18 protein-coding genes and 4 pseudogenes are annotated in these 19,934 nt (G+C 39.4%); 15 read left to right on the top strand and 7 right to left on the bottom strand.

Translation table 11 applies throughout. The features are described from left to right. A pseudogene (locus O9324_RS10730) lies at nt 1–138 on the bottom strand (photosystem II D2 protein (photosystem q(a) protein)); the annotation flags it as partial. 423 nt (nt 139–561) lie between these two features. Here O9324_RS10730 and O9324_RS10725 point away from each other — a divergent pair. The 8 genes from O9324_RS10725 to O9324_RS10690 all read left to right on the top strand — a co-directional run bounded on the left by O9324_RS10725 (nt 562) and on the right by O9324_RS10690 (nt 8,561). Next, complete coding sequence (locus tag O9324_RS10725) at nt 562–1,761, top strand: AccI family restriction endonuclease (RefSeq protein ID WP_288140172.1); 1,200 nt, start codon at nt 562–564, stop codon at nt 1,759–1,761. Next, nucleotides 1,754–3,367 (top strand): HsdM family class I SAM-dependent methyltransferase, encoded by a 1,614-nt coding sequence (locus tag O9324_RS10720; RefSeq protein ID WP_288140171.1) that lies wholly within the window; start codon nt 1,754–1,756, stop codon nt 3,365–3,367. The genes O9324_RS10725 and O9324_RS10720 overlap by 8 nt, the downstream gene beginning before the upstream one ends. Before the next feature lie 167 nt (nt 3,368–3,534). Then, nucleotides 3,535–3,795, top strand: coding sequence for a type II toxin-antitoxin system Phd/YefM family antitoxin (locus tag O9324_RS10715; protein WP_002765925.1), 261 nt, complete (start codon nt 3,535–3,537; stop codon nt 3,793–3,795). After that, nucleotides 3,788–4,048, top strand: a complete 261-nt coding sequence (locus tag O9324_RS10710) for a Txe/YoeB family addiction module toxin (protein ID WP_002765923.1) — start codon at nt 3,788–3,790, stop codon at nt 4,046–4,048. The genes O9324_RS10715 and O9324_RS10710 overlap by 8 nt, the downstream gene beginning before the upstream one ends. Before the next feature lie 320 nt (nt 4,049–4,368). After that, complete coding sequence (locus O9324_RS10705) at nt 4,369–5,769, top strand: UbiA family prenyltransferase (protein ID WP_288140170.1); 1,401 nt, start codon at nt 4,369–4,371, stop codon at nt 5,767–5,769. 567 nt (nt 5,770–6,336) lie between these two features. Beyond that, nucleotides 6,337–6,606 carry a UPF0367 protein family gene (locus O9324_RS10700; RefSeq protein WP_002765920.1) on the top strand — a complete coding sequence of 90 codons (270 nt, stop codon included), beginning with the start codon at nt 6,337–6,339 and terminating at the stop codon, nt 6,604–6,606. A 652-nt stretch (nt 6,607–7,258) separates the two neighbouring features. Beyond that, nucleotides 7,259–7,927: an energy-coupling factor ABC transporter ATP-binding protein gene (locus tag O9324_RS10695; RefSeq protein ID WP_287629551.1), complete on the top strand. Its 669-nt coding sequence runs from the start codon at nt 7,259–7,261 to the stop codon at nt 7,925–7,927. A 73-nt stretch (nt 7,928–8,000) separates the two neighbouring features. Further along, nucleotides 8,001–8,561: an NYN domain-containing protein gene (locus tag O9324_RS10690; RefSeq protein ID WP_002742028.1), complete on the top strand. Its 561-nt coding sequence runs from the start codon at nt 8,001–8,003 to the stop codon at nt 8,559–8,561. 129 nt (nt 8,562–8,690) lie between these two features. Here O9324_RS10690 and sfsA read toward each other — a convergent pair whose 3' ends face one another. Next, the gene (gene sfsA, locus O9324_RS10685; RefSeq protein ID WP_288140169.1) at nt 8,691–9,410 is read right to left on the bottom strand and encodes a DNA/RNA nuclease SfsA; all 720 of its coding nucleotides are present in this window, start codon (nt 9,408–9,410) and stop codon (nt 8,691–8,693) included. Between the two features lie 425 nt (nt 9,411–9,835). On the opposite strand from sfsA, the gene aroC reads away from it, so the two are divergent. The 3 genes from aroC to O9324_RS10670 all read left to right on the top strand — a co-directional run bounded on the left by aroC (nt 9,836) and on the right by O9324_RS10670 (nt 14,379). Further along, the gene (gene aroC / locus O9324_RS10680) at nt 9,836–10,936 is read left to right on the top strand and encodes a chorismate synthase (protein WP_288140168.1); all 1,101 of its coding nucleotides are present in this window, start codon (nt 9,836–9,838) and stop codon (nt 10,934–10,936) included. 13 nt (nt 10,937–10,949) lie between these two features. Further along, nucleotides 10,950–12,152 carry a glycosyltransferase family 4 protein gene (locus O9324_RS10675; protein WP_288140167.1) on the top strand — a complete coding sequence of 401 codons (1,203 nt, stop codon included), beginning with the start codon at nt 10,950–10,952 and terminating at the stop codon, nt 12,150–12,152. 394 nt (nt 12,153–12,546) lie between these two features. Beyond that, nucleotides 12,547–14,379 (top strand): asparagine synthetase B family protein, encoded by a 1,833-nt coding sequence (locus O9324_RS10670; RefSeq protein WP_288140166.1) that lies wholly within the window; start codon nt 12,547–12,549, stop codon nt 14,377–14,379. 15 nt (nt 14,380–14,394) lie between these two features. Here O9324_RS10670 and O9324_RS10665 read toward each other — a convergent pair. Continuing rightward, a pseudogene (locus tag O9324_RS10665) lies at nt 14,395–14,592 on the bottom strand (IS30 family transposase); the annotation flags it as partial. A gap of 212 nt (nt 14,593–14,804) precedes the next feature. Here O9324_RS10665 and O9324_RS10660 point away from each other — a divergent pair. After that, nucleotides 14,805–14,984, top strand: a complete 180-nt coding sequence (locus tag O9324_RS10660) for a hypothetical protein (RefSeq protein ID WP_052277841.1) — start codon at nt 14,805–14,807, stop codon at nt 14,982–14,984. 201 nt (nt 14,985–15,185) lie between these two features. Here O9324_RS10660 and O9324_RS10655 read toward each other — a convergent pair whose 3' ends face one another. Beyond that, a complete protein-coding gene (locus O9324_RS10655) occupies nt 15,186–15,776 on the bottom strand; it encodes a Uma2 family endonuclease (RefSeq protein ID WP_288140165.1) in 591 nt (196 codons plus the stop codon). 76 nt (nt 15,777–15,852) lie between these two features. Between O9324_RS10655 and O9324_RS10650 the strand changes: the two genes are divergently transcribed. The 3 genes and pseudogenes from O9324_RS10650 (at nt 15,853) to O9324_RS10640 (ending at nt 18,184) form a co-directional block, all read left to right on the top strand. After that, on the top strand, nt 15,853–16,137 hold the full coding sequence (locus O9324_RS10650) for a hypothetical protein (protein ID WP_288118967.1): 285 nt from the start codon (nt 15,853–15,855) through the stop codon (nt 16,135–16,137). Next, a complete protein-coding gene (locus O9324_RS10645; protein ID WP_288140164.1) occupies nt 16,134–16,553 on the top strand; it encodes a type II toxin-antitoxin system VapC family toxin in 420 nt (139 codons plus the stop codon). The genes O9324_RS10650 and O9324_RS10645 overlap by 4 nt, the downstream gene beginning before the upstream one ends. Nucleotides 16,554–16,627: 74 nt before the next feature. Continuing rightward, nucleotides 16,628–18,184: pseudogene (locus O9324_RS10640) on the top strand (ATP-binding protein). Between the two features lie 207 nt (nt 18,185–18,391). Here O9324_RS10640 and O9324_RS10635 read toward each other — a convergent pair. The 3 genes and pseudogenes from O9324_RS10635 to O9324_RS10625 all read right to left on the bottom strand — a co-directional run. After that, a complete protein-coding gene (locus O9324_RS10635) occupies nt 18,392–18,718 on the bottom strand; it encodes a helix-turn-helix domain-containing transcriptional regulator (RefSeq protein ID WP_002754998.1) in 327 nt (108 codons plus the stop codon). Between the two features lie 5 nt (nt 18,719–18,723). After that, complete coding sequence (locus tag O9324_RS10630) at nt 18,724–19,095, bottom strand: type II toxin-antitoxin system RelE/ParE family toxin (protein WP_002754997.1); 372 nt, start codon at nt 19,093–19,095, stop codon at nt 18,724–18,726. Nucleotides 19,096–19,388: 293 nt separating this feature from the next. Beyond that, nucleotides 19,389–19,574, bottom strand: a pseudogene (locus O9324_RS10625) (hypothetical protein); the annotation flags it as partial. Nucleotides 19,575–19,934: the final 360 nt, after the last annotated feature.

The raw sequence follows: 19,934 nt of genomic DNA, 5'->3' as shown, positions 1-19,934 counted from the left end.
TCCACCTAGGGCCATGAAGGCGCAGGGGAAGAGTAGTAAACCAGACCAACCGATGAAGACGAAACGGTCTCTTTTGAGCCAGTCATCGAGAGCATCAAACAGCCCTCTTTCTGGGGCGCGTCCGACAGCAATGGTCATGGGGGTTTTCTCCGAAAAATGTATATTATTGCTAAGATTCCGCGCTCTCTTCTCCATCTATCCGAGCAGGCCAGCAGATGTGTAGAAGAATTGTGAGAAATCTTTACTTTTCTTAACTTACACTATATTGGGAAAAATGGCCAAGATTTTTTAGGTCGATCTTAAAAAAATCTAAAATTTTTTCGGCAGACCACTTGCTGCGCGACGTTCGGCAAAGACTTCGGCGTGAGCTTTTGTCGAACGCTCAGTCGAGCGGACGGTGAGCTTGTCGAACCGCCGTTGCGGGGGGAGACCACTTCGTGCGCGTTGCGGGGGGAGATGGGGATTTGGGGAGATATGCCGCCTCAATTGCTTGGTATTGTCGTCTTCACGTCTTGAGCGGAATGCTAGACCCCTCTGTGCGGTAATTATCCCTAAATTGAGGTGATTAAACCCCGCAGTGCGGTATTTAGGTTTTATTTAGGGGGTGTTAGACCGATGGAAGTGGGATACTATAATAGAGGGGGTTGCTCGACCGCAGGAGGCGGTATAATTGATGGCTGGGCTGAACAAGAAGGAGAATTCATGTACAAAGATGATATTCTGAACCTGATAAAGCAATCACCACTTGAGATTGATACTGAAATACAAATGACTGGAAAGCCCCCAACAATGGCTAACTCCGAATTTCTCACAAACAAGGAACAGGGTGATTGGGCTGAAACAATCGTCTTTAAGGCAGTCAATGAATATTCTGGTGATTATTTTGCTGTTAAATATGGGCGTTCCGAATCAATAGCCGCAGGTGATGATGGATTTGCTGATTTCTATATGGAATATCAGAGTGAACTTAATGCCATAGGTAAGAGGCCAGATATCTTGATATTTAAGGTCAGAGACTTTCCGGATGGAAGTATTGACATTAAAAATGATCAGCATATAAGACAGGCTGTGGCTGCGATTGAAGTAAGATCAAGTTCTTTTTTAGCAGACAAATATGCGGCATTCATGCGGGACAGACAAGATCGGGCCATTAAAAAATGCGAAGAAATTAGACAAGACATAATCAATACCGACCTTGGTGATCTATTAATGCGAAAAAACCAGACAATTTACAATCTAATGTCAAATGCTACAGATGACACCTTTAGAGAATTAGACTTTCGTTGTCCGTCATGGTCATCAACAAAAGAGTTAAGAAATCTAACTGAATTACTGAAGAATCTCAAAGAAAATATAAAAATACTGCACAAGCGCGATTATTTGGGCATTACCCCAAAAATTGAAGATGTTGCCTTGGTCAACAGGTGGATTCAGAAATATAATGTCAAGCATTTTTATCTACAAGTATTTTTTGACAAGGCATATATAATATCATTTAAAGATATTTTAGCACTGGTTTCAAACGATAACAATGATGGAAATAATTTTTCAATAGAAAGAGATGTAAAAAATCAAGGCAAAACTACGATCAAGATCAATGTGCAAATTGGGAAAGAAGTCCTTGGAAAAATTGATATGCCTGAACATAAATCGGCTCTGAAAGAATTAGATAGGGGTCGTCTGCTTTTTTATGTGACTTTTGCAGGCGGTAAGGGATACCTTGATAATAAAATATTTCTAAGAGATGTTATTAATGCGTGAGTTAAAATATATAGCTGAAACTCCACTTAATCATAGGAAGGATTACGGTCAGTTTTTTACACCTATGTGCGTTGCTCGCCTCATGGTACAGTGGGTTTTAAAAGATAATCCGGAAACAGTATTAGACCCAGCGTTTGGCTTAGGCGTTTTTTATGATGAAGCAATAAAAATACCTTCAGGTAATCAAGTACATTTCATTGGATATGAGATTGATAGAAATATATTTGAGTTTCTTAATCCTAAGGGTGACAGTCCTTATTTGAGAGTTATCAATAGTGATTACCTCGAAGCTGAAACTGAAAAATTTGACGGTATCATTTGTAATCCACCATATATGCGATTTCAGAAATTTCTTAAGCGTCATGATATATTGCCAAAAATTGAAGAAAAAATAGGTAAGAAACTTATCGGTTATTCTAATATATCTTCCGTATTCCTTGTCAAGTCTTTAAGAGAACTTAAAATTAATGGTAACTTGGCGTATATTATGCCTTTTGAGTTTTTTAATACTGGCTACGGAAAAGAAATCAAAAAAAGTCTCCTCGAAAATCATTTATTGAAGCAAATAATAATCTTTGCCAATGAAAAAGAAATTTTCCCAGATGCAACTACAACTGTTTGTGTGCTTCTTTGTAAAAATGACGGAAAAAAAGAAACCATTAAAATTTTACAGATCAAAAAAAGTGATGAAATAGATAAAATATCTGATATTAGTAAATTCTATCAGTGGGAAATCGAACCATCGAATTTACCATACAACCAAAAGTGGACACCTATTATTTCATCATTGTTCACTGAACAAGTATCTCCAAATGGCTTCTGTAAGTTGTCCCTATACGGTACGTTTACGAGAGGTATTGCTACTGGCGCAAATGAATTTTTTGCGTTAAAAAAATCAAAAATTGAGCAACGGAAGTTGAGTGATAACAATATTTGTAAGTGTATTACAAAAAGCTCTCAAATCCGCAAAGCAGTATTTACTGAGCATGATTTTAATATACTATACAATGAGGATAAGCCAGTCCATTGTTTAGATGTAAAAGACCACGACAACTCTGAAATACAAAATTACATAAAAGAAGGCGAAAAATTGGGATACCATGGGAGGTATCTTACAAAAACAAGGAACACCTGGTACAAAATTGAAAAGAGAAAACCGGCTCCAATTTTATTCGGTGTCTTTAGCAGGGGCAGGTTAAAAGTAATACGCAATTTCACAACAGCAATAAATTTTACCTGCTTTCATTCCTTTTATCCAAATAAATTCGGAGAACAATGTATTAATAAATTATTTGTGTATTTGCTCAGTGATATTGGACAGGAAATAATAAAAATCAATAAACGAAGTTATGGTGATGAATTAGACAAGTTTGAACCAAGGGATTTGAATGATTGCCTATGTCCAAGCCAGAAACAATTTGAAATGATCAGTGATGAAGATGCTGAAGAAGTAATTAGTATTGCACAAAATGATCACCAAAAAGCAATTCTAATGAGTAATGATCTGATCAAAAGACTTATGGACTCCCAACAATGCGCTGCACTGGACGGCAATTCCGCTGCGATCCATAGTGCGATCGCAGATATTGTAGGGTGCGTTCCCTGATGCAATTCCTAATTACTCCGCCAATAAATTCCTGGGAACGCACCAAGATTATGGACTTTGAGCAAGCGATCGCATCTTTAGGGTGCGTTCCCCGAAGCCTTTGGGTTTTGCCGACCAGATTTGGACAGAACTATAATGACAATTGTACTTAACCATGTACAACTCTGATGAGCGTCAACATTGTCAACTTTAGTGAAGCCCGAAAAAACTTTAAATCTGTAATAGATACAGTAGCCAATGATAAAAACTGTACTTTCATTGTCAGAGGAGATACAGAAGATGTTGTTATCATGTCTAAAAGTTATTATGACAGTCTGATGGAAACAGTTTATCTCTTAAAATCTCCGGCTAATGCTCAACATTTGCAAGAAGCGATCGCAGAATATCAAGCAGGTAAAACACAAGAACATGATTTAATCGATGCGTAAGTTGGCTTGGGGTAGTAAAGCATGGAAAGATTATCTTTATTGGCAATCTCAGGACAAGAAAACCCTGAAAAGAATCAATCTGCTCATCCAAGATACTCTATCCAATCCCTTTGAAGGAATCGGTAAACCTGAACCCTTGAGAGAGAATTTGTCAGGTTTTTGGTCCCGTACGGATGAAGCTAATCGTCTTGTCTATGTTGTCGATGATCATTATCTAACAATTATTTCCTGTCGCTATCATTACCAAGATTAGCCATCGCTGTAGCTGTAGGGTGCGTTCCCCACGAAAACGCCTAATTACTCCGTCAATAAATTCCTGGGAACGCACCAAGATTTGTTAGCGCTCCCCTTATCTATTCATGTCATAATTATTTTGTATTCTGGTCAGCCTAGAAATTAGGTATCGGTTATGAACACATTTACTGCTTTCATCTGTGGGGGTGAAAATTTTTTCATCAGGACTGACTCCTGACTTCTAAAATATTAACAATGTTTTCCTAGTATTTTTGCAGAAACTTTTGGAAATTATATCTGTCAAGTTGTTTCAATATCTGAACATCTACATATTTACCTATGTCTCCTATTGCTCAAGGTATTCCAGGATTACCAGATTTAACACATCCTGAGGAATTAATCAAGTTTGGTACGCAACTAATTCAAGGTTCACTATTGTTTGCGTTTTTAATTGTAGCTTTGGGAGTTGCGATCGCTCTCATCAGTTTTTCTCTGAGACGCAACACCAGCGAACAAGCTATTTTCTTTGGGGAATGGTCGATTCGTTATTCCCAACTTCTCAAAGAACTACAACATTTAGCCCTAATTTTAATTTTAGTAGTTACGGGATTTTTCCTCACTTCTACTTTAAGCAACCGTTACCATTACTGGGAACAAGCAAAAGTAGCACAAGTAGCGGAAAGTGTCGCAGGTGATAAATTAGAACAAATTGCGCCCCAAGTGCGTTACATCGTCGAAGAACCTTACAGCTATACTACTCAAGTTAACGGCAAAATAGTCAAGGTGACAGATAAACAAAAAGTTACTCGCTATTTAAACGTAGCAGGTTCAAACATTCAAGTTAAAATTGACCAAAGTGTAAACGTGCAAAGTCGCAGTGCCATTTATCTTATAGATTACACTGCTGATTATAAAATTGTCAATTCACTAAGTGATGTTAATAGTTTCTTCTTTGAAGCACCACCACCCTTAGGATACTCCTTACTTTCTAGTTATAAAGTAGAAAGAGATGGAACAAGATTAAAACAAATAAACCCTGGAGATTATGGGTTTCCTTTGCAGTTAGAAACAGGACAAGAAACCACAATTAAAGTTAGCTATCAAGCACAAGGTGGACCACGTTGGGTTTATAATGCCACTGATCAATTACTTTCTCAATTTCGCCTCACAACAATTGCTAATTTTAGAAATGCTGATTTTGCTAGTGGGATAGTTCCTCATGAAATTAAAAGTGATGGTGACAGTACCCAATTTACTTGGATATTCGATGAGAATGTTTCTGTAAGAAATCCCTTTGGTGTATTTACTGCCACCAAACCAATAGGAAAAACTGGGATTATGCCCCGGTTATTACTGTTAGCACCAGCCTTATTTTTGTGGTGGATATTGCTTTTATATTTGTCCCTACCCATGAGTTTAAAAAATTTGGCGATTGCTGCGGGTATTTTCTTTGCTTGCTTATTAACTTTAACCTATCTGGCGCGAGTAATGAATGCAGAAATAGCTTGGTTGATCATATCCTTGATTTTACTCGGTTTCATCTATGGTTTAGGTGCAAATCGTCACGCTGCTTTAGCCGCCATTATTTGTACTATTGCTGGAGCAATTTTACCAGTATTTGCATTATTAATTCCCTTTAGTGGTTTAACCTTGAGTTTAGCAGGTTTGTTATCAGTCGGGTGGTTAGCAATACATCATTGGTATGGAGTATTTAACCTGAGAGGGGGACAAGTCAGCTAGAAGGTAGTGCGATCGCCGTTTTTGTAGGTTGGGTTGAGGAACGAAACCCAACAAAATATCCCTTATGGGATGATTATAATTAATTGTGTGGAGTTCTATGATCGGGTGTTGTGCTTCAAGACATTTAATCCAACCTACAAACTATTTTGGCGTTGCTGATTTTAAGTATGAATCACCTCCTAGGCAATTTTCAAAACCTAGGACTATAGGACTTACGCATTGACAGGATCGACCAAATATGAGGTATGGGTTTCGGGCATTTTAACGTGATTTTTTGATGACTTTTCAGCGATCGCTATCGAGCAGAAGTTAATCGCCAAAAGTCTGAAACGACGGATTTTCGTTCATACACATCATGGTGAATTTGTACAGTGCGTAACTCCTAGACTAAACTAACTTGCGGATATGTGCAGAATTAGGATTCATATCTTGATTCAGCAATGCCGGGGAATTTCAACTAATACCCCAAAACCCTAATACCCCAAAACCCTAATACCCCAACCCCCAACACCCAACCCCTGCTATACAATGGTTTTTGACTTGTTTTTTGGAAGGGAACGCTAAACTATGTATTCGATCGATATTACCCTGAAACTCTCCCCCATCCCCATTTCCGTGCAGCGCAAGGAAGAAGCAGGAGCAGACGCTTTGTATCAAACAATTCTTAACGCTATGCGATCGCCGAATCCCGAATTATTAGAATTAACCTGCGAAAAACAAACCGATAAAAAGGTGGCGGTTTTTAGCGATCAAATCAGTGCGGTGATTGTGTCACAAAAATCCGGGGCTGCCTCCACCGGCAGAGCGCCGGGGTTTGTCGCTTTAGCCACAGAATAGTTCTTTCATCAGTTATCAGTGAGCAGTAATCAGTAATCAGTGACAAGAAAACGGCAACCGCCTACATAACACTTTCTACTCCAAACTCAAAACTCAAATCTGATAACTGATAAGCTGTTCATAAGTAGGTGGGTGGAATTAAATATAAGATGAACGTAGGTTGGGTTGAAGTATGAAACCCAACGCCCGATTATGTTACGCTACCGCTAACCCATCCTACAAATAATTGTGCCTCCCTACTTAATTTAAATTGCTTGTTGAGACGAGGCAATAGGCAAGGGGCAACCCCCCCAACCCCCCACCCCCCCTGCCCCCCCGACATCGGGGGGGTCGGGGGGGCAAGGGGGGGTGGAGGAGATTCGGCTGATCATTAAGAATAAGCGGTTTAAATAGTCTGGCTCTTCGTTACTTGGTATGGTTCGATAGGGGGGCATAAATCGACTAAATCCTTATCTGGTAAGAGACTTAATTGATTAGTTCGCTCTAGATCAAAAACAATTGACAAAAATCGCCAAATGCCTTTCTATATAAGGGTTACACCCCTTATGCTCCCGTCCATTGCATAACACAAACCGAAGAACCATAAGTCTTAGCTTAACTGATAACTGATAACTGATAACTGATAACTGATAACTGAAAAGGCTAATAATTCATGACTATAAAAGTAAAAGATATCTGGTTTAGCTGGCCGAATGGGAAATCAGTATTAAATGGCTGCTCTTTGCAAGTTCCCAGAGGGGAATTTTGGATGTTGTTGGGGACAAATGGCAGCGGTAAATCAACCCTGCTGCGGCTCTTAGCGGGATTATTAAAACCTAGTCGCGGGGAAATAGAGATACCTAACCCCCTCGGTTTTGTTTTTCAAAATCCCGACCATCAGTTAGTTATGCCAACAGTGGGGGCAGATGTGGCCTTTGGGTTGGTATCCGAGGGTTTATCCACGCCGGCAATTCGGGCGCGAGTGCGGGAATCCCTAGGGGCGGTGAATTTATTAGAAATGGAAAAACGACCGATCTATGCTCTCAGTGGCGGACAAAAGCAAAGAATCGCCATTGCGGGGGCTTTAGCTCGTCATTGCGAGGTTTTGCTCTTTGATGAACCCACCGCCCTTTTGGATGGGGATACTCAGTTAGAATTAGTCTCTCAAGTGCAGAAATTGGTCAAAAACCGAGGTATTACAGCCCTTTGGGTGACTCATCGCCTTGATGAATTGGATTACAGCGATGGAGCATTTTTGTTAGAGGGTGGCAAGGTAGCGGATCAGGGAAATCCCCTAGAATTAAAAGCGAGATTATTGGCAAGTGCGGCAGTAGAATCTTAAATTTTTTGTTAATATCATTAAGATGCTGTTTTTTAGAACTGCCCTTAATGCTACACCAATTACTCTCAAAGCCATGGTTAATTCTTCTGATCGTTCCCTTCTGCTGGTTGACGGCTACAACGTCATCGGCGCCTGGCCGTCCCTGAAAAAAATTAGCGATCGCCACGGTCTCGAACCGGCGCGAGACAAGTTAATTGAAACCCTAATCGGTTACACCCACCATCAGGGTTATCAAACCCAAATCGTCTTCGATTCCTACCTTCAAGATACCCCCGGCAGCCAGGAACGCTACACTAACCATTTATCGGTTTATTTTACCGCTCACGCTCAAACCGCCGACACCTATATCGAGAAAACCTGTGCCGATTTTTGGCACGATCGCGCCCCAGCTATCGGACGGATTATCGTCGCTACTTCTGATAATGCCCAAAAAATGACCGTTATGGGTTATGGGGCCCAGTGGATTTCCGCTCAACGTCTGGAAATCGAGGTGGATTTAACCGGTCGTCGTCTGAGAAAATCCCAGAGTTCTTCTCAAAGTCCCAAAGGGCGTTTTTTATTCCATTCTCTCGATGCTCAGGTGCAACAGAAATTAGAGAAAATGCGCCACGGAATTAGTTATCAAAAACCTTGACAAATTACCTCAAATATGTATCGACAAAAATCCCCAGCAGAGGCACAGGTAACTGTGTCTCTAAGCTTTTCAAGGTCAGTTGCGGTCTGGGGGATTTTGTCAAAAGCTGGCCCCTCTAAACCACTGGTGTCACAGTTGCAATTCTGCTAAACCTAAATAATAAATTCCCGTGGGTGTCACTTGGAAGCGACAGGGTAAAACCTTGACTCCTTTAGCCACTGCTTGACGCAATAACTGCCCGTATTTAGCATCTTTACTATCCCCCGGAGCAAATCGGTCACAATCACCGCGATTGATAAAGTAGAGCATAATCGCTTCCGCTGCCGGCAATAAAGCCATTAATTCCTGTAAATGCTTCTGTCCTCGCGTGGTGACAGTATCGGGAAAAAGTGCCGTTTCTCCCTGATTCCAAGTGGTATTTTTAACCTCGATATAGGTGAGGGAATTATCACCATGGGTCAACAAAAAATCAATTCTACTGCCATTATTTTGACCGTAGGCCACTTCCGATCGCACTTCGGTGTCATTTTTGACCAAATCGGGAAAAACACCTTCCAACAGGGCATTTTTCACCACCTGATTAGGAAGATTGGTATTAACTCCCACCCAAGTCTCCCCCAGTTGAATCATCTCCCAGGTATAAGCTAATTTTCGCTTCGGGTTATCACTACGGGAAAGATAAACCGGTTGACCCTCTACGCATACATCTGTCATCGGTCCGGTATTAGCGCAATGGGCCGTAATTAATTCTCCGTTGTCCAGTTGTATATCGGCAAAAAAGCGTTTGTAACGTTTAATTAAAATACCCTTGACAAGAGAAGGATAAGTGTGAACCAACAAGGAAGTCATCAAATTTTCGCCGAGGGATATCAAGGTAAAGAATAGCCTTTTTTTGGGAATCTTAACCTGAAGGCAGTAGATAGGGATTTAGGGAGATAGGGAGATGGGGAAATTTCAGCTAAATTCCCCACTACCCCACCACCCAATTCATAATTCATAATTCATAATTCATATTTTCGCCAAGGGATATCAAGGTAAAGAATAGCCTTTTTTTGGGAATCTTAACCTGAAGGCAGTAGATAGGGATTTAGGGAGATGGGGAGATAGGGAGATGGGGAAATTTCAGCTAAATTCCCCACTACCCCACCACCCCACCACCCAATTCATAATTCATAATTCATAATTCATAATTCCCAACCCCCAACCCCTATTCCCGAAAAACCGATAACCGCTCAGGTACAATAAAACCTTGAGGCTTAATAGATATTGAGATTATGGGTAACACTTTCGGACGACTATTTCGGGTTTCCACTTTTGGAGAATCTCACGGGGGTGGGGTAGGAGTGGTTATCGATGGTTGTCCCCCGCGCTTAGAAATTTCCGAAGAGGAGATTCAAATCGATTTAGACCGTCGCAAACCGGGACAAAGCAGAATCGTGACCCCGCGTCGGGAAAATGACCTTTGTGAGATAATTTCGGGCGTTTTTGAAGGCAAAACCCTCGGTACACCGATCGCTATTTTAGTGCGGAATCAGGATGCTCGCTCGCAAGATTACAACGAAATGGCCGAGAAATTCCGACCTTCCCATGCGGATGCCACCTACGAAGCAAAATACGGCATTCGCAACTGGAAAGGAGGAGGCAGATCCTCGGCCCGGGAAACCATCGGCCGGGTGGCCGCAGGAGCGATCGCTAAAAAAATCCTTAAATCTGTCTATAATGTCGAGATTATCGGTTATGTGAAGCGAATTAAAGATATTGAGGCAATCATCGACCCCAACACCGTCACCCTCGACGAGGTGGAAAGTAATATGGTGCGTTGTCCCAACGAGGAAACGGCCGCCAAAATGATCGCCCTGATCGACCAAATTCGCCTGAATAAGGACTCGATCGGCGGTGTGGTGGAATGTGTAGCCAGAAATGTGCCGAAAGGTCTAGGAGAACCCGTTTTTGATAAGCTAGAAGCCGATTTAGCTAAGGGGATGATGTCCTTACCCGCGAGTAAGGGATTTGAAATCGGATCGGGATTCGCGGGAACCTTCTTAACCGGCAGCGAACACAATGACGAGTATTTTATCGATGATAACGGGGAAATTCGCACCACTAGCAATCGTTCGGGGGGTATCCAAGGGGGAATCAGTAACGGTGAAAATATTATTATCCGCATCGCTTTTAAACCCACCGCGACTATCGGTAAAGAACAAAAAACCGTGACGCGCACCGGGGAAGAAACCACCCTGGCAGCCAAAGGAAGACACGATCCTTGTGTTTTACCCCGGGCCGTCCCGATGGTGGAAGCGATGATGGCTTTGGTATTATGCGATCATCTGATCCGTTTTCAGGGACAATGTACGATTAGCGATCGCTTTTTCTAAACCTTTACCCGCGATGAAATTTTTATTCCTTCATTCCAATTTTCCCGCCCAATTTCGCCATTTAATCACGGTTTTAGCTCAAAAACCTGGAAATCAAGTGATTTTCGGCACTACCCGGCAAGAGGGAGAGATAGCGGGGGTAAAAAAATTTATTTACAAGGAAAGTCGCGCTGTTTCTCCCCAAACCCATCATTATGTCCGTCCCCTTGAAAGTGCGGTTTTACAAGGTCAAGCGGTTTATGCTGTTTGCCAACAACTGAAAAATCAAGGATTTTATCCCGATATTGTCTATGCACATTCTGGCTGGGGGCCGGGTCTATTTATCAAGGATATTTTCCCGAAAACTAAGTTTTTAGCCTATTTTGAATGGTTTTATCATGCCCATGGTTCCGATGCTGATTTTGATCCGGCGGATCCCCTTAATGCTGATGCCGAGGCCCGGATTAGAATTAAAAATGCGCCAATCCTCATCGATCTGGTCAGTTGCGATCGAGGTTTATCGCCGACTATCTGGCAAAAACAACAATTTCCCAGCGAATTTCACTCGAAACTGACAGTTTTACACGATGGCATCGATACGGACTATTTCTGTCCCCGTCCCGATGTGCAGTTAGTGATTCCAGAGATAGGTTTAGATTTATCCGGTGTTAAGGAGATTGTCACCTATGCAACCCGGGGAATGGAACCCTATCGCGGTTTTCCCCAATTTATGACGGCTGTTTCCCTAATTTTAGCCCGTCGGCCTAACTGTCATGTGGTGATTGTCGGTGAGGATCGGGTCGCTTATGGGAAAACTCTACCGGACGGCAAAACCTATAAACAATTGATGTTAGAAAGCCTTTCTTTGGATTTATCCCGGGTGCATTTTACCGGTTCTCTGCCCTACGGTCAATATAAACAGGTTTTACAGGCATCGGCGGCCCATATCTATCTTACCCGTCCTTTTGTGCTGTCCTGGTCAATGTTAGAGGCTATGGCCATGGGTTGCGTGGTGATTGGTTCCGATACTCCCCCCGTGCGAGAATTAATTACTGATGGGGAAAATGGTTTATTAGTGGATTTCTTTTCTCCTCAACAAATAGCCGATCGCGTGGATGAAGTGTTAAATTATCCCCAGGGGTGGCAAAATCTGCGTTTAAATGCGAGGGAAACCATCAAACAACGCTACGAACTCAAGCAATGTTTACAGAATCATCTAGATTGGTTATTGAGTTGATTTTTCAGTGATCAGTAATCAGTAAACAGTAATCAGTAACTGACAGGGGGACAAGAAGGCTGAAATCCATATATCGCAAGCTTTTCATGGTTTTAGCTCGAAAAAGTTCGCCGCACCATCTCTCACTTATTAATAATAATTCCTAGTAAGCTCGCTCCTACCCCTAATTCTTTCCTTAGCTTTTTGCCTAGAATCGCTAGATCTATTTCCAGTGAGAGAAGCCAGAAGCCTTTGTTGGCAAGTTTTCTAGCTCGCTTGTCCCCCTGTCAGAAACAGTAATCAGTGAAAAGAAAGCTGCGAACTTGCCAGACCTTGCCACTTGCCACTTTCTATGTTAGCATAATTTTTCCCCCCTAAACGGTTAAACGGTTACTGTGATTTAGAGGATAACCCAATGAACTTATTTATTATAGGCTGGCACATATCAAGCAAAATTCAACATATAGTTTTGGATCAACTTGCTCAAACATCCAAAAGCTATCCTTCATTAGATTCATCGAAATTATGGTCTTGTAAATTCGAGAGTGGCTCAATATTTGGATATATTCCAGAATCACAACCATTTGTTAATTCTAATGTTTTCTATGATCAGGATACCGTTGTTTTTTATGATGGAGTAATAGTTAATTATCAAAATACTTTTAATACTCAGAATGCAAGAGAATTAAATGATCACTGGCGGGAAATATTTTCAGTCTTAGAAGGGAAGTTTGTCGCTATTAAGATATCTATCCACCCACTTAAAATTGAAGTTGTTAACGATTACCTTGGACTCTATCAAGTTTATTACTGGAATCGTGGAAAAACATGGTTAATTAGTAATAGTGTAAGTCTAATTCAAAAAGTAATTAACTCGACCTCTTTTGATTCACTAGGAGTTAATCTATTTCTTTGTCTAGGATGGACTGGACATGATAGAACTTTATGTTCAGGAGTGAAAGTTATACCTAGCGCACAACATTGGCAATTTGATATAAATTTACCAGTACCAAAACAGAAAACCTATTCAGAACAGAAACCTTATTCAGAAAACAACTTAAAGTATCCGAATATCGAGTTATTATTGAGTAGGTTAATTGGAATGTGTGAAATCTTACAAACTAATTTCAGAAGGATTAGATGTGGCTTAACAGGGGGACTAGATACGCGACTTCTCCTAACTATTTTGAATTTAGCCGAAATTAACGCAGAATACTTTACCTATGGACATCCTGATAGTTATGATGCAACAATTGCTAAAGCAATTGCCCAAAATATGACTCTTGATCACCAAATAGTGACAGTGATAGAAAGAGAAATAGTTGAAATGTGGGATACCATAAGTTTAAGTTTAATGAAACAATCTGATGGTATGGTTAATTTGATGTATGCACCAGACTTGATCGCAATATCAAAATTAGAGAATAGTCAAGACACCTCGATATATCTAGGAGGAGGAGGAGGGGAAATTGTTAGAGGAAATTATTGTGATGCTGCTTTTTTAATGGGACGGCATGGATATGAAAAAAACACGATACAGAAGTATCTGACTAATCAAACATTTAAGTTTAAGACAATTGCTAAGACAGAAGGACAATTTTTAGTTAAACAATATTTGAATGAATTCGTACAAAATTGCTTCAATGATGGTATTCCGCCCGCAGATATACTAGACTTCTTCTATACTCAAGAACGTATGAGACGCTGGCTTGGAAATCAAGTCAGGTCAAAAAACTCATTTGAATTGTTTTGTACTCGTCCTCTTTTAGAAGTAGCATTTGGTATGTCTGCCCAAAGAAGATATACATCACCTATCCATTACGAAATAATCAGAAAAATTCCCTCACTACATCAACTTCCCTTCAATAATCAAACTTGGCGTTCCCAAAATGTTCTCATTAACTTATTAGGAAGTTATTTACAAAAAAAGATAAAGATAAAGATAAAGATAAAGACTACCAGTAAAAATGCAATCGACAGTAATCCTTCCTTTAATCGCTACAATTTTCTAGCTTGTTCTCAAAATCACTTATTTCTGAAATTAAGAAGTTTTTGTCTAGATAATGAACAATCCCAAGTTTGGGATTTTGTAAGCAGGGAGTTGTTTGAGGAAACAACAAAACTGGAAAATTTTAATTCAAATATTAACCTTCATAATTTTTTTACTACTGTATCCTTAATGTATTATGATGTTTTTGCGTTGCATAACAGAGATATGAATGTAGGAAATCAAAATGCAATGCCCTGAGTTTAAATCGCCGATTCAGATCTGAAATGCAAAGAAGTCTGAAGTATGTTTGTAGAATACTTCATCGGGAGTTTGATAGTCAAGGTATTTTCGAGGTCTGTGATTAATCAAATCAAACAATCTTTCAAGTTCAGCAGGTTTCTTGATTCTGCAATTTGTTTGTCTGGGAAAGAATTGCCTTAGCAATCCATTAGTATGTTCATTTAATCCTCTATATCAAAGCCATCAGCCGTCAGCCATCAGCTAGATAAGCTGTTGATTATAAACCTCTTCTAAAAATCAAAAATTGTCTTGGTTGGTTAGGAGTCAGTAGCCAGTAGTCAGGAGTCAGTCCCGATGAAACAATTTTCACCACCAGAGATGAAAGAGGTTTCCTTCCCTACACCCCACACCCTACACCCTCTTTCAAGTCAGGAGAATTAAGAATGAATAATATTAAATCTGTTGAGTATAGGCTACATATCAAGACAGGCAAAAGGCAAGAGGCAAAAGGCAAGAGGCAAAAGGCAAAGGGGAGAATAAATAATCAGTTTTTAATAAACGGATTTAGTATGAGAGCATTTTTCAAAAAATACTGTCTTTTAAAGGATTCATATCGCTATTAAATCCTTTCTCTTATAATCCTAATTCCTTGCCAAGCAGGAATATTATCTGCTCGTCTTTCTTCTAATAATACGGAGGCGATGAAACGGTTAAAGACTTGTTCCCTTTTGATGGAATATTTAGAATTTAACTCTTGGCATTCTGCAACTGTTAAGTTAACCCATAATCTTTAGATAGGCGGAAAAAATCAGCATTTTATATGGTTATGTTGATTCAATAATTTTTATCCCTGCTCTAAATTCCCGCAGTGCTTGAGCATGATTTTCTGTATTAATACAACGCATCAATAAACCTACATCTAAATTCGGTAAAAGTTGCGATTTACTAACAGCCTCATAACCATCATTTCCTAAACTATAAAACAATAACTCATCATTCATCCAAAACCAAACTTCAGGAATTTGTAACCGTTTGTATGCTTCCAGTTTATTAATTCCCCCACTACTAACAACCACCTCAATCACTAAATCAGGATGTTTTCTATTTGCTCCCAATTCATAGGATTCATCACCTTCTCTTTTAACCTTTTCAAATTCATTTTCTAGGGTGACAGAACCAGTAGGAGTAAAATCTAATCCCAAAAATTCTAAATAAATTTCTACTAAAGAGGCAATACGTTTTTTGATAGTTTCGTGTTTTTTCCCTGGCATTTTTCTAATCTCCAAAACTCCATCTAAAAAAGATAACCTTAACCCTGGGCGATCGATCAGCTGTTCAACAGCTTTGAATTCTCTCCAGGTTAAGTCGCTAATTAAAATTGGTTCTGCTTCTCGTTCGATTAGTGTAGTTATCATGATTTAAACCCAAATTTAGAGCGTGAATTTTGTTCACTATGATATGATATAAAAACAGAGTATCATAAAAAACATCATGCAAGCATACAAACTCAAAGGAAAAATTGATCAATCTGGTAACTTGCTGATTACCGAACCCCTGAATTTACCCCCCGGAAACGTGGAAATTGTAGTTTGGGCAGCCACAGACACCCTTGATCATACCACAACCCCAACCACTGAACCAGCACCAGAAACACCAAAAAGACCAACTAAAATCAAGGTTTTGCAAAACTGGTTTGAGAAAACCCAACCTGCACCTCCTGATTTTGATCCAGATCAAGCTAAATGGGAATATTTAAAGGAGAAACATAACCTGTGAAAGTCTTGCTTGATACCAACATCATTATAGATATTGCCCTGGAAAGACAGCCTTACTTTACTAATAGCGAGACAGTTTTGGCATTTGTTGAACAGGGACAAATAGAAGGCTACATTTCCGCATCAACTATTAGTGACCTTTATTATCTTATTCGTAAACAAAAAGGTCGAGATTTAACTATTGAGTTTTTGCAAGAAATACTTACTTTTTGTCAAATTGCTACAGTAAATCAGGCTGCAATTAGAATGGCTTTCACAACAAATTTTCAGGATTTTGAAGATTCTATTCAATACTCTACTGCGGTAGTTAATCAATTAGATGCAATTATTACCCGTAATCCTCAAGATTTCCCCATTGTCACACCACGAATTATCACTCCTGAACAATTAATTGCCGAATTAACCAACTCTCATTAGCTGGTGGTTTTAATAATGTATCAAGAGCATAAAAAATGTCTAAACTTAAAGAGTTCACCTATTACCAAAATTCTATGACTCGCTGGTTTAATATTGCAGGTCCCTGTTCAGACGATATCCATTATATGCTCTCTCCCACAGTCAGATTACCAGATTTAGAGGAGCTAATTCAACAACGTAGTTATTTTGTTCTTCACGCACCACGACAAACAGGGAAAACCGCCGCTATGTTATCCCTAGCAAAACAACTTACTGATACTGGAAATTATGCCGCAGTCATGGTATCGGTAGAAGTAGGAAGTGCATTTAATCATGATCCTACTGCCGCAGAATTGGCAATTTTAGGAACTTGGTATAATACAATTGAGGATAGTTTACCTGAAGAATTACAACCAGCTGCTAAACAATGGCAACAGGAAGAACCAGGAAGCAGAATTAAGGCTTTTTTAAGAGGTTGGGCAAAAGCTATCAATCGTCCCATAGTATTATTTATAGATGAAATTGACTCTTTACAAGACCAAACATTAATATCAGTTTTACGACAGTTAAGAGATGTTTTTCCTAAACGTCCTGAAAATTTTCCCTCATCAGTAGGATTAATTGGTTTACGAGATGTGCGAGATTATAAAGTAGCATCAGGAGGTAGTGATAGATTAAATACATCCAGTCCTTTTAATATAAAAGTTGCTTCTCTGACTATGCGAAATTTTAATCTCGAAGAAGTAGGAGAATTATATCAACAGCATACGGCAGCAACTGGACAATTTTTCACACCAGAAGCAATAGAAACAGCTTATGATTTAACTTAAGGACAACCCTGGTTAGTTAATGCTTTAGCTAAAGAAATTGTAGAAAAAATAGTAAAAGATAGAAATATCACTATTACCAGAGAACACATTTTAACAGCTAAAGAAATATTAATTGCACGTCAAGATACTCATTTAGATAGTTTAGCGGAAAGGTTAAGAGAACCAAGAATTAAAGCCATTATTGAACCGATGTTAGCAGGTTTAGAGTTAGGAAATATACCTAATGATGATATTCAATTTGTCATAGATTTAGGATTATGTAAAATGCACCCTTATGGAGGATTAACTATTGCTAATCCCATTTATCGAGAAGTGTTACCCAGGGTGTTAACCGTGACACCAATGGCATCTTTACCGATGATTGCACCCACTTGGTTAACCCCAGAGGGTGAATTAAATCTAGATGCTTTATTAACTGCATTTCTCAAGTTTTGGCGACAACAGGTCGAACCATTATTAGGTAGTACAAGCTATCATGAAATCGCACCACATATAGTATTAATGGCTTTTTTACATCGTGTGGTTAATGGTGGGGGAGTTTTAGAAAGGGAATATGCCATTGGTAGTGATAGAATGGATCTATGTCTGCGTTACCAAGATGTAATTTTAGGGATTGAATTAAAAGTATGGCGGGATAAAAAGCGCAATCCTCAAGCTGATGGAATTGAACAATTAGAATCTTATTTAGGGCGTTTGGGGTTAGATTTTGGCTGGTTATTTATCTTTGATAGACGGAAAAATGCTTTACCAATGGAAGAAAGATTATCCACTGAGGTGGTGGTGACGGAAAATCAATATAGAATTACTGTAATTCGGGCGTAAATGTTGATCTATTCCAACACCTTAACCCCAAAATCATCTACAATCAAAATTTCCAGTGAATCATAAAATCCTATGACTCGCTGGTTTAATAGCGAAGCACTCCGTAGGAATCGTCTTTTTTTGTCAATGTGAGGAAATGCGATAGCGCAAGCGCTGACTTGTCAGTTCGCTTCGCACCATCGCTATTTTATTCAAGATAATGGAATTTTAATGGTAAATAACCGTCGTTTTCACATTAATATCAACATTCAGTTTTTTCCGCAAAACATTGAAAATAGCAGTCAAATTATCCATCGTCGGATTACCTTTTGCTGATAACATTCGATGTAAACTTTTACTAGGTTTAGAGGTTTCAATTGCTAACTGTTCAAAACCTACAGTTGCATTAACAATATCTCTTAAAATTAATCTTGCTGTTTCTGGTTCACCATTTAGGAAAAGAGAAATAGCTTCATCCAGTAAAGCGATCGCAAACTCAGAATCTCTTTGCACTCGTGCATTAACGGTTTCTTTAAAGTCTCTAGTTAGTGCCATAATAACTACCTTTTCTCTCTACTATCATTGTCAAATTTTTGCTCTTTGCTAATTTCTTTTTTTCGTCTTTTGTACTCTTGGTATAATTCTCTAGCACGATTAATATCAGATTGCTGATTTTTCTTTGTTCCCCCACCAAATAAAACTATAAGCTGTTTACCATCTTGAGCTAGATAAATTCGGTATCCTGGACCCCAATCAATCTTATATTCCCCAATTCCATCAAACCATTTAACATTTGATGTATTGCCTAATTCCAAACGAGACTTAGCAACTGTTACCTTCGCAGCTGCTTGGGTATCCAAGCTATTAAACCATTCTTGGTAAGGACTTGAACCATCTTCTTGAAGATATTCTTGAACTTTGATAATAGACATACTGCTATAGTAACTTATGTGTTACTCTATGTCAAACAGTATGACAGGACTTACGCAAAAGGGAACGAAAGTAGGGGTAATTCATGAATTACCCCTACGCAAGAATAAGGTTTTCAGTCACATCTTGCGTAAGTCCTATATGATTCTAAATAAATTTTTAGTATTGACTGTGGAGAAATTCACAGTCACGATGTCAGCTAGATATCTCGATTTAGACAATTTGCAGGTCTTTCGTCTATATCTATTCAAATAAACTCTCTACTCTATTATTACTCACGGAATTATCCTCTTTTTCAAGAGCTAGAGGCGATCGCCAAAATCCTAAATCTATTTCGGGTTAAACAGATTGAGCGCAAATAATTCTGGTTCTTCGTTACTTGGTATGATTCGATAGGGGGGCATAAATCGACTAAATCCTTATCTGGCAAGAGACTTAATTGATTAGTTCGCTCTAGAGCAAAAACAATTGACAAAAATCGCTAAATGCCTTTCTATATAAGGGTTCCATTCGGTTCTTCGTTACGGCGATCACCTGTACTTTTGAAAATGGTGACAAAACGGGAATCATCGGCACAATTCAAACTTGAGTTTTGCGACTACCTGAGTGATCTAACTCACACAGCTTCAATCATGCAATCCATAAGGTCAATCAATTGTTACGTCTTTAGTCATAGATTTTTATCTATGGATGAAATTATCGTCATCGGAAATTTTGGGTCTGAAACCCCGCCGTTCTAGGTTGGCTTTACGTTAGAATTAAAAGGCCAGTCTCGAAAACCAAGTGGACGGCGCAGCACCTTGAAAACTCGGCTTAGGGGGTTCCGACCAGAAAAGCTTGG

It is taken from the genome of Microcystis sp. LE19-84.1B (assembly GCF_027531875.1).
GTDB lineage: Bacteria > Cyanobacteriota > Cyanobacteriia > Cyanobacteriales > Microcystaceae > Microcystis > Microcystis panniformis.
This window is presented reverse-complemented; position numbering and strand designations above follow the sequence as displayed.

Excerpts from the sequence above, each read along its gene's own strand:
- O9324_RS10720 (WP_288140171.1), top strand. The coding sequence starts at position 1,754 with ATGCGTGAGTTAAAATATATAGCTGAAACTCCACTTAATCATAGGAAG.
- O9324_RS10715 (WP_002765925.1), top strand. The coding sequence starts at position 3,535 with ATGAGCGTCAACATTGTCAACTTTAGTGAAGCCCGAAAAAACTTTAAA.
- O9324_RS10710 (WP_002765923.1), top strand. The coding sequence starts at position 3,788 with ATGCGTAAGTTGGCTTGGGGTAGTAAAGCATGGAAAGATTATCTTTAT.
- O9324_RS10705 (WP_288140170.1), top strand. The coding sequence starts at position 4,369 with ATGTCTCCTATTGCTCAAGGTATTCCAGGATTACCAGATTTAACACAT.
- O9324_RS10700 (WP_002765920.1), top strand. The coding sequence starts at position 6,337 with ATGTATTCGATCGATATTACCCTGAAACTCTCCCCCATCCCCATTTCC.
- O9324_RS10695 (WP_287629551.1), top strand. The coding sequence starts at position 7,259 with ATGACTATAAAAGTAAAAGATATCTGGTTTAGCTGGCCGAATGGGAAA.
- O9324_RS10690 (WP_002742028.1), top strand. The coding sequence starts at position 8,001 with ATGGTTAATTCTTCTGATCGTTCCCTTCTGCTGGTTGACGGCTACAAC.
- sfsA (WP_288140169.1), bottom strand. The coding sequence starts at position 9,410 with ATGACTTCCTTGTTGGTTCACACTTATCCTTCTCTTGTCAAGGGTATT.
- aroC (WP_288140168.1), top strand. The coding sequence starts at position 9,836 with ATGGGTAACACTTTCGGACGACTATTTCGGGTTTCCACTTTTGGAGAA.
- O9324_RS10675 (WP_288140167.1), top strand. The coding sequence starts at position 10,950 with ATGAAATTTTTATTCCTTCATTCCAATTTTCCCGCCCAATTTCGCCAT.
- O9324_RS10670 (WP_288140166.1), top strand. The coding sequence starts at position 12,547 with ATGAACTTATTTATTATAGGCTGGCACATATCAAGCAAAATTCAACAT.
- O9324_RS10660 (WP_052277841.1), top strand. The coding sequence starts at position 14,805 with ATGAATAATATTAAATCTGTTGAGTATAGGCTACATATCAAGACAGGC.
- O9324_RS10655 (WP_288140165.1), bottom strand. The coding sequence starts at position 15,776 with ATGATAACTACACTAATCGAACGAGAAGCAGAACCAATTTTAATTAGC.
- O9324_RS10650 (WP_288118967.1), top strand. The coding sequence starts at position 15,853 with ATGCAAGCATACAAACTCAAAGGAAAAATTGATCAATCTGGTAACTTG.
- O9324_RS10635 (WP_002754998.1), bottom strand. The coding sequence starts at position 18,718 with ATGGCACTAACTAGAGACTTTAAAGAAACCGTTAATGCACGAGTGCAA.
- O9324_RS10630 (WP_002754997.1), bottom strand. The coding sequence starts at position 19,095 with ATGTCTATTATCAAAGTTCAAGAATATCTTCAAGAAGATGGTTCAAGT.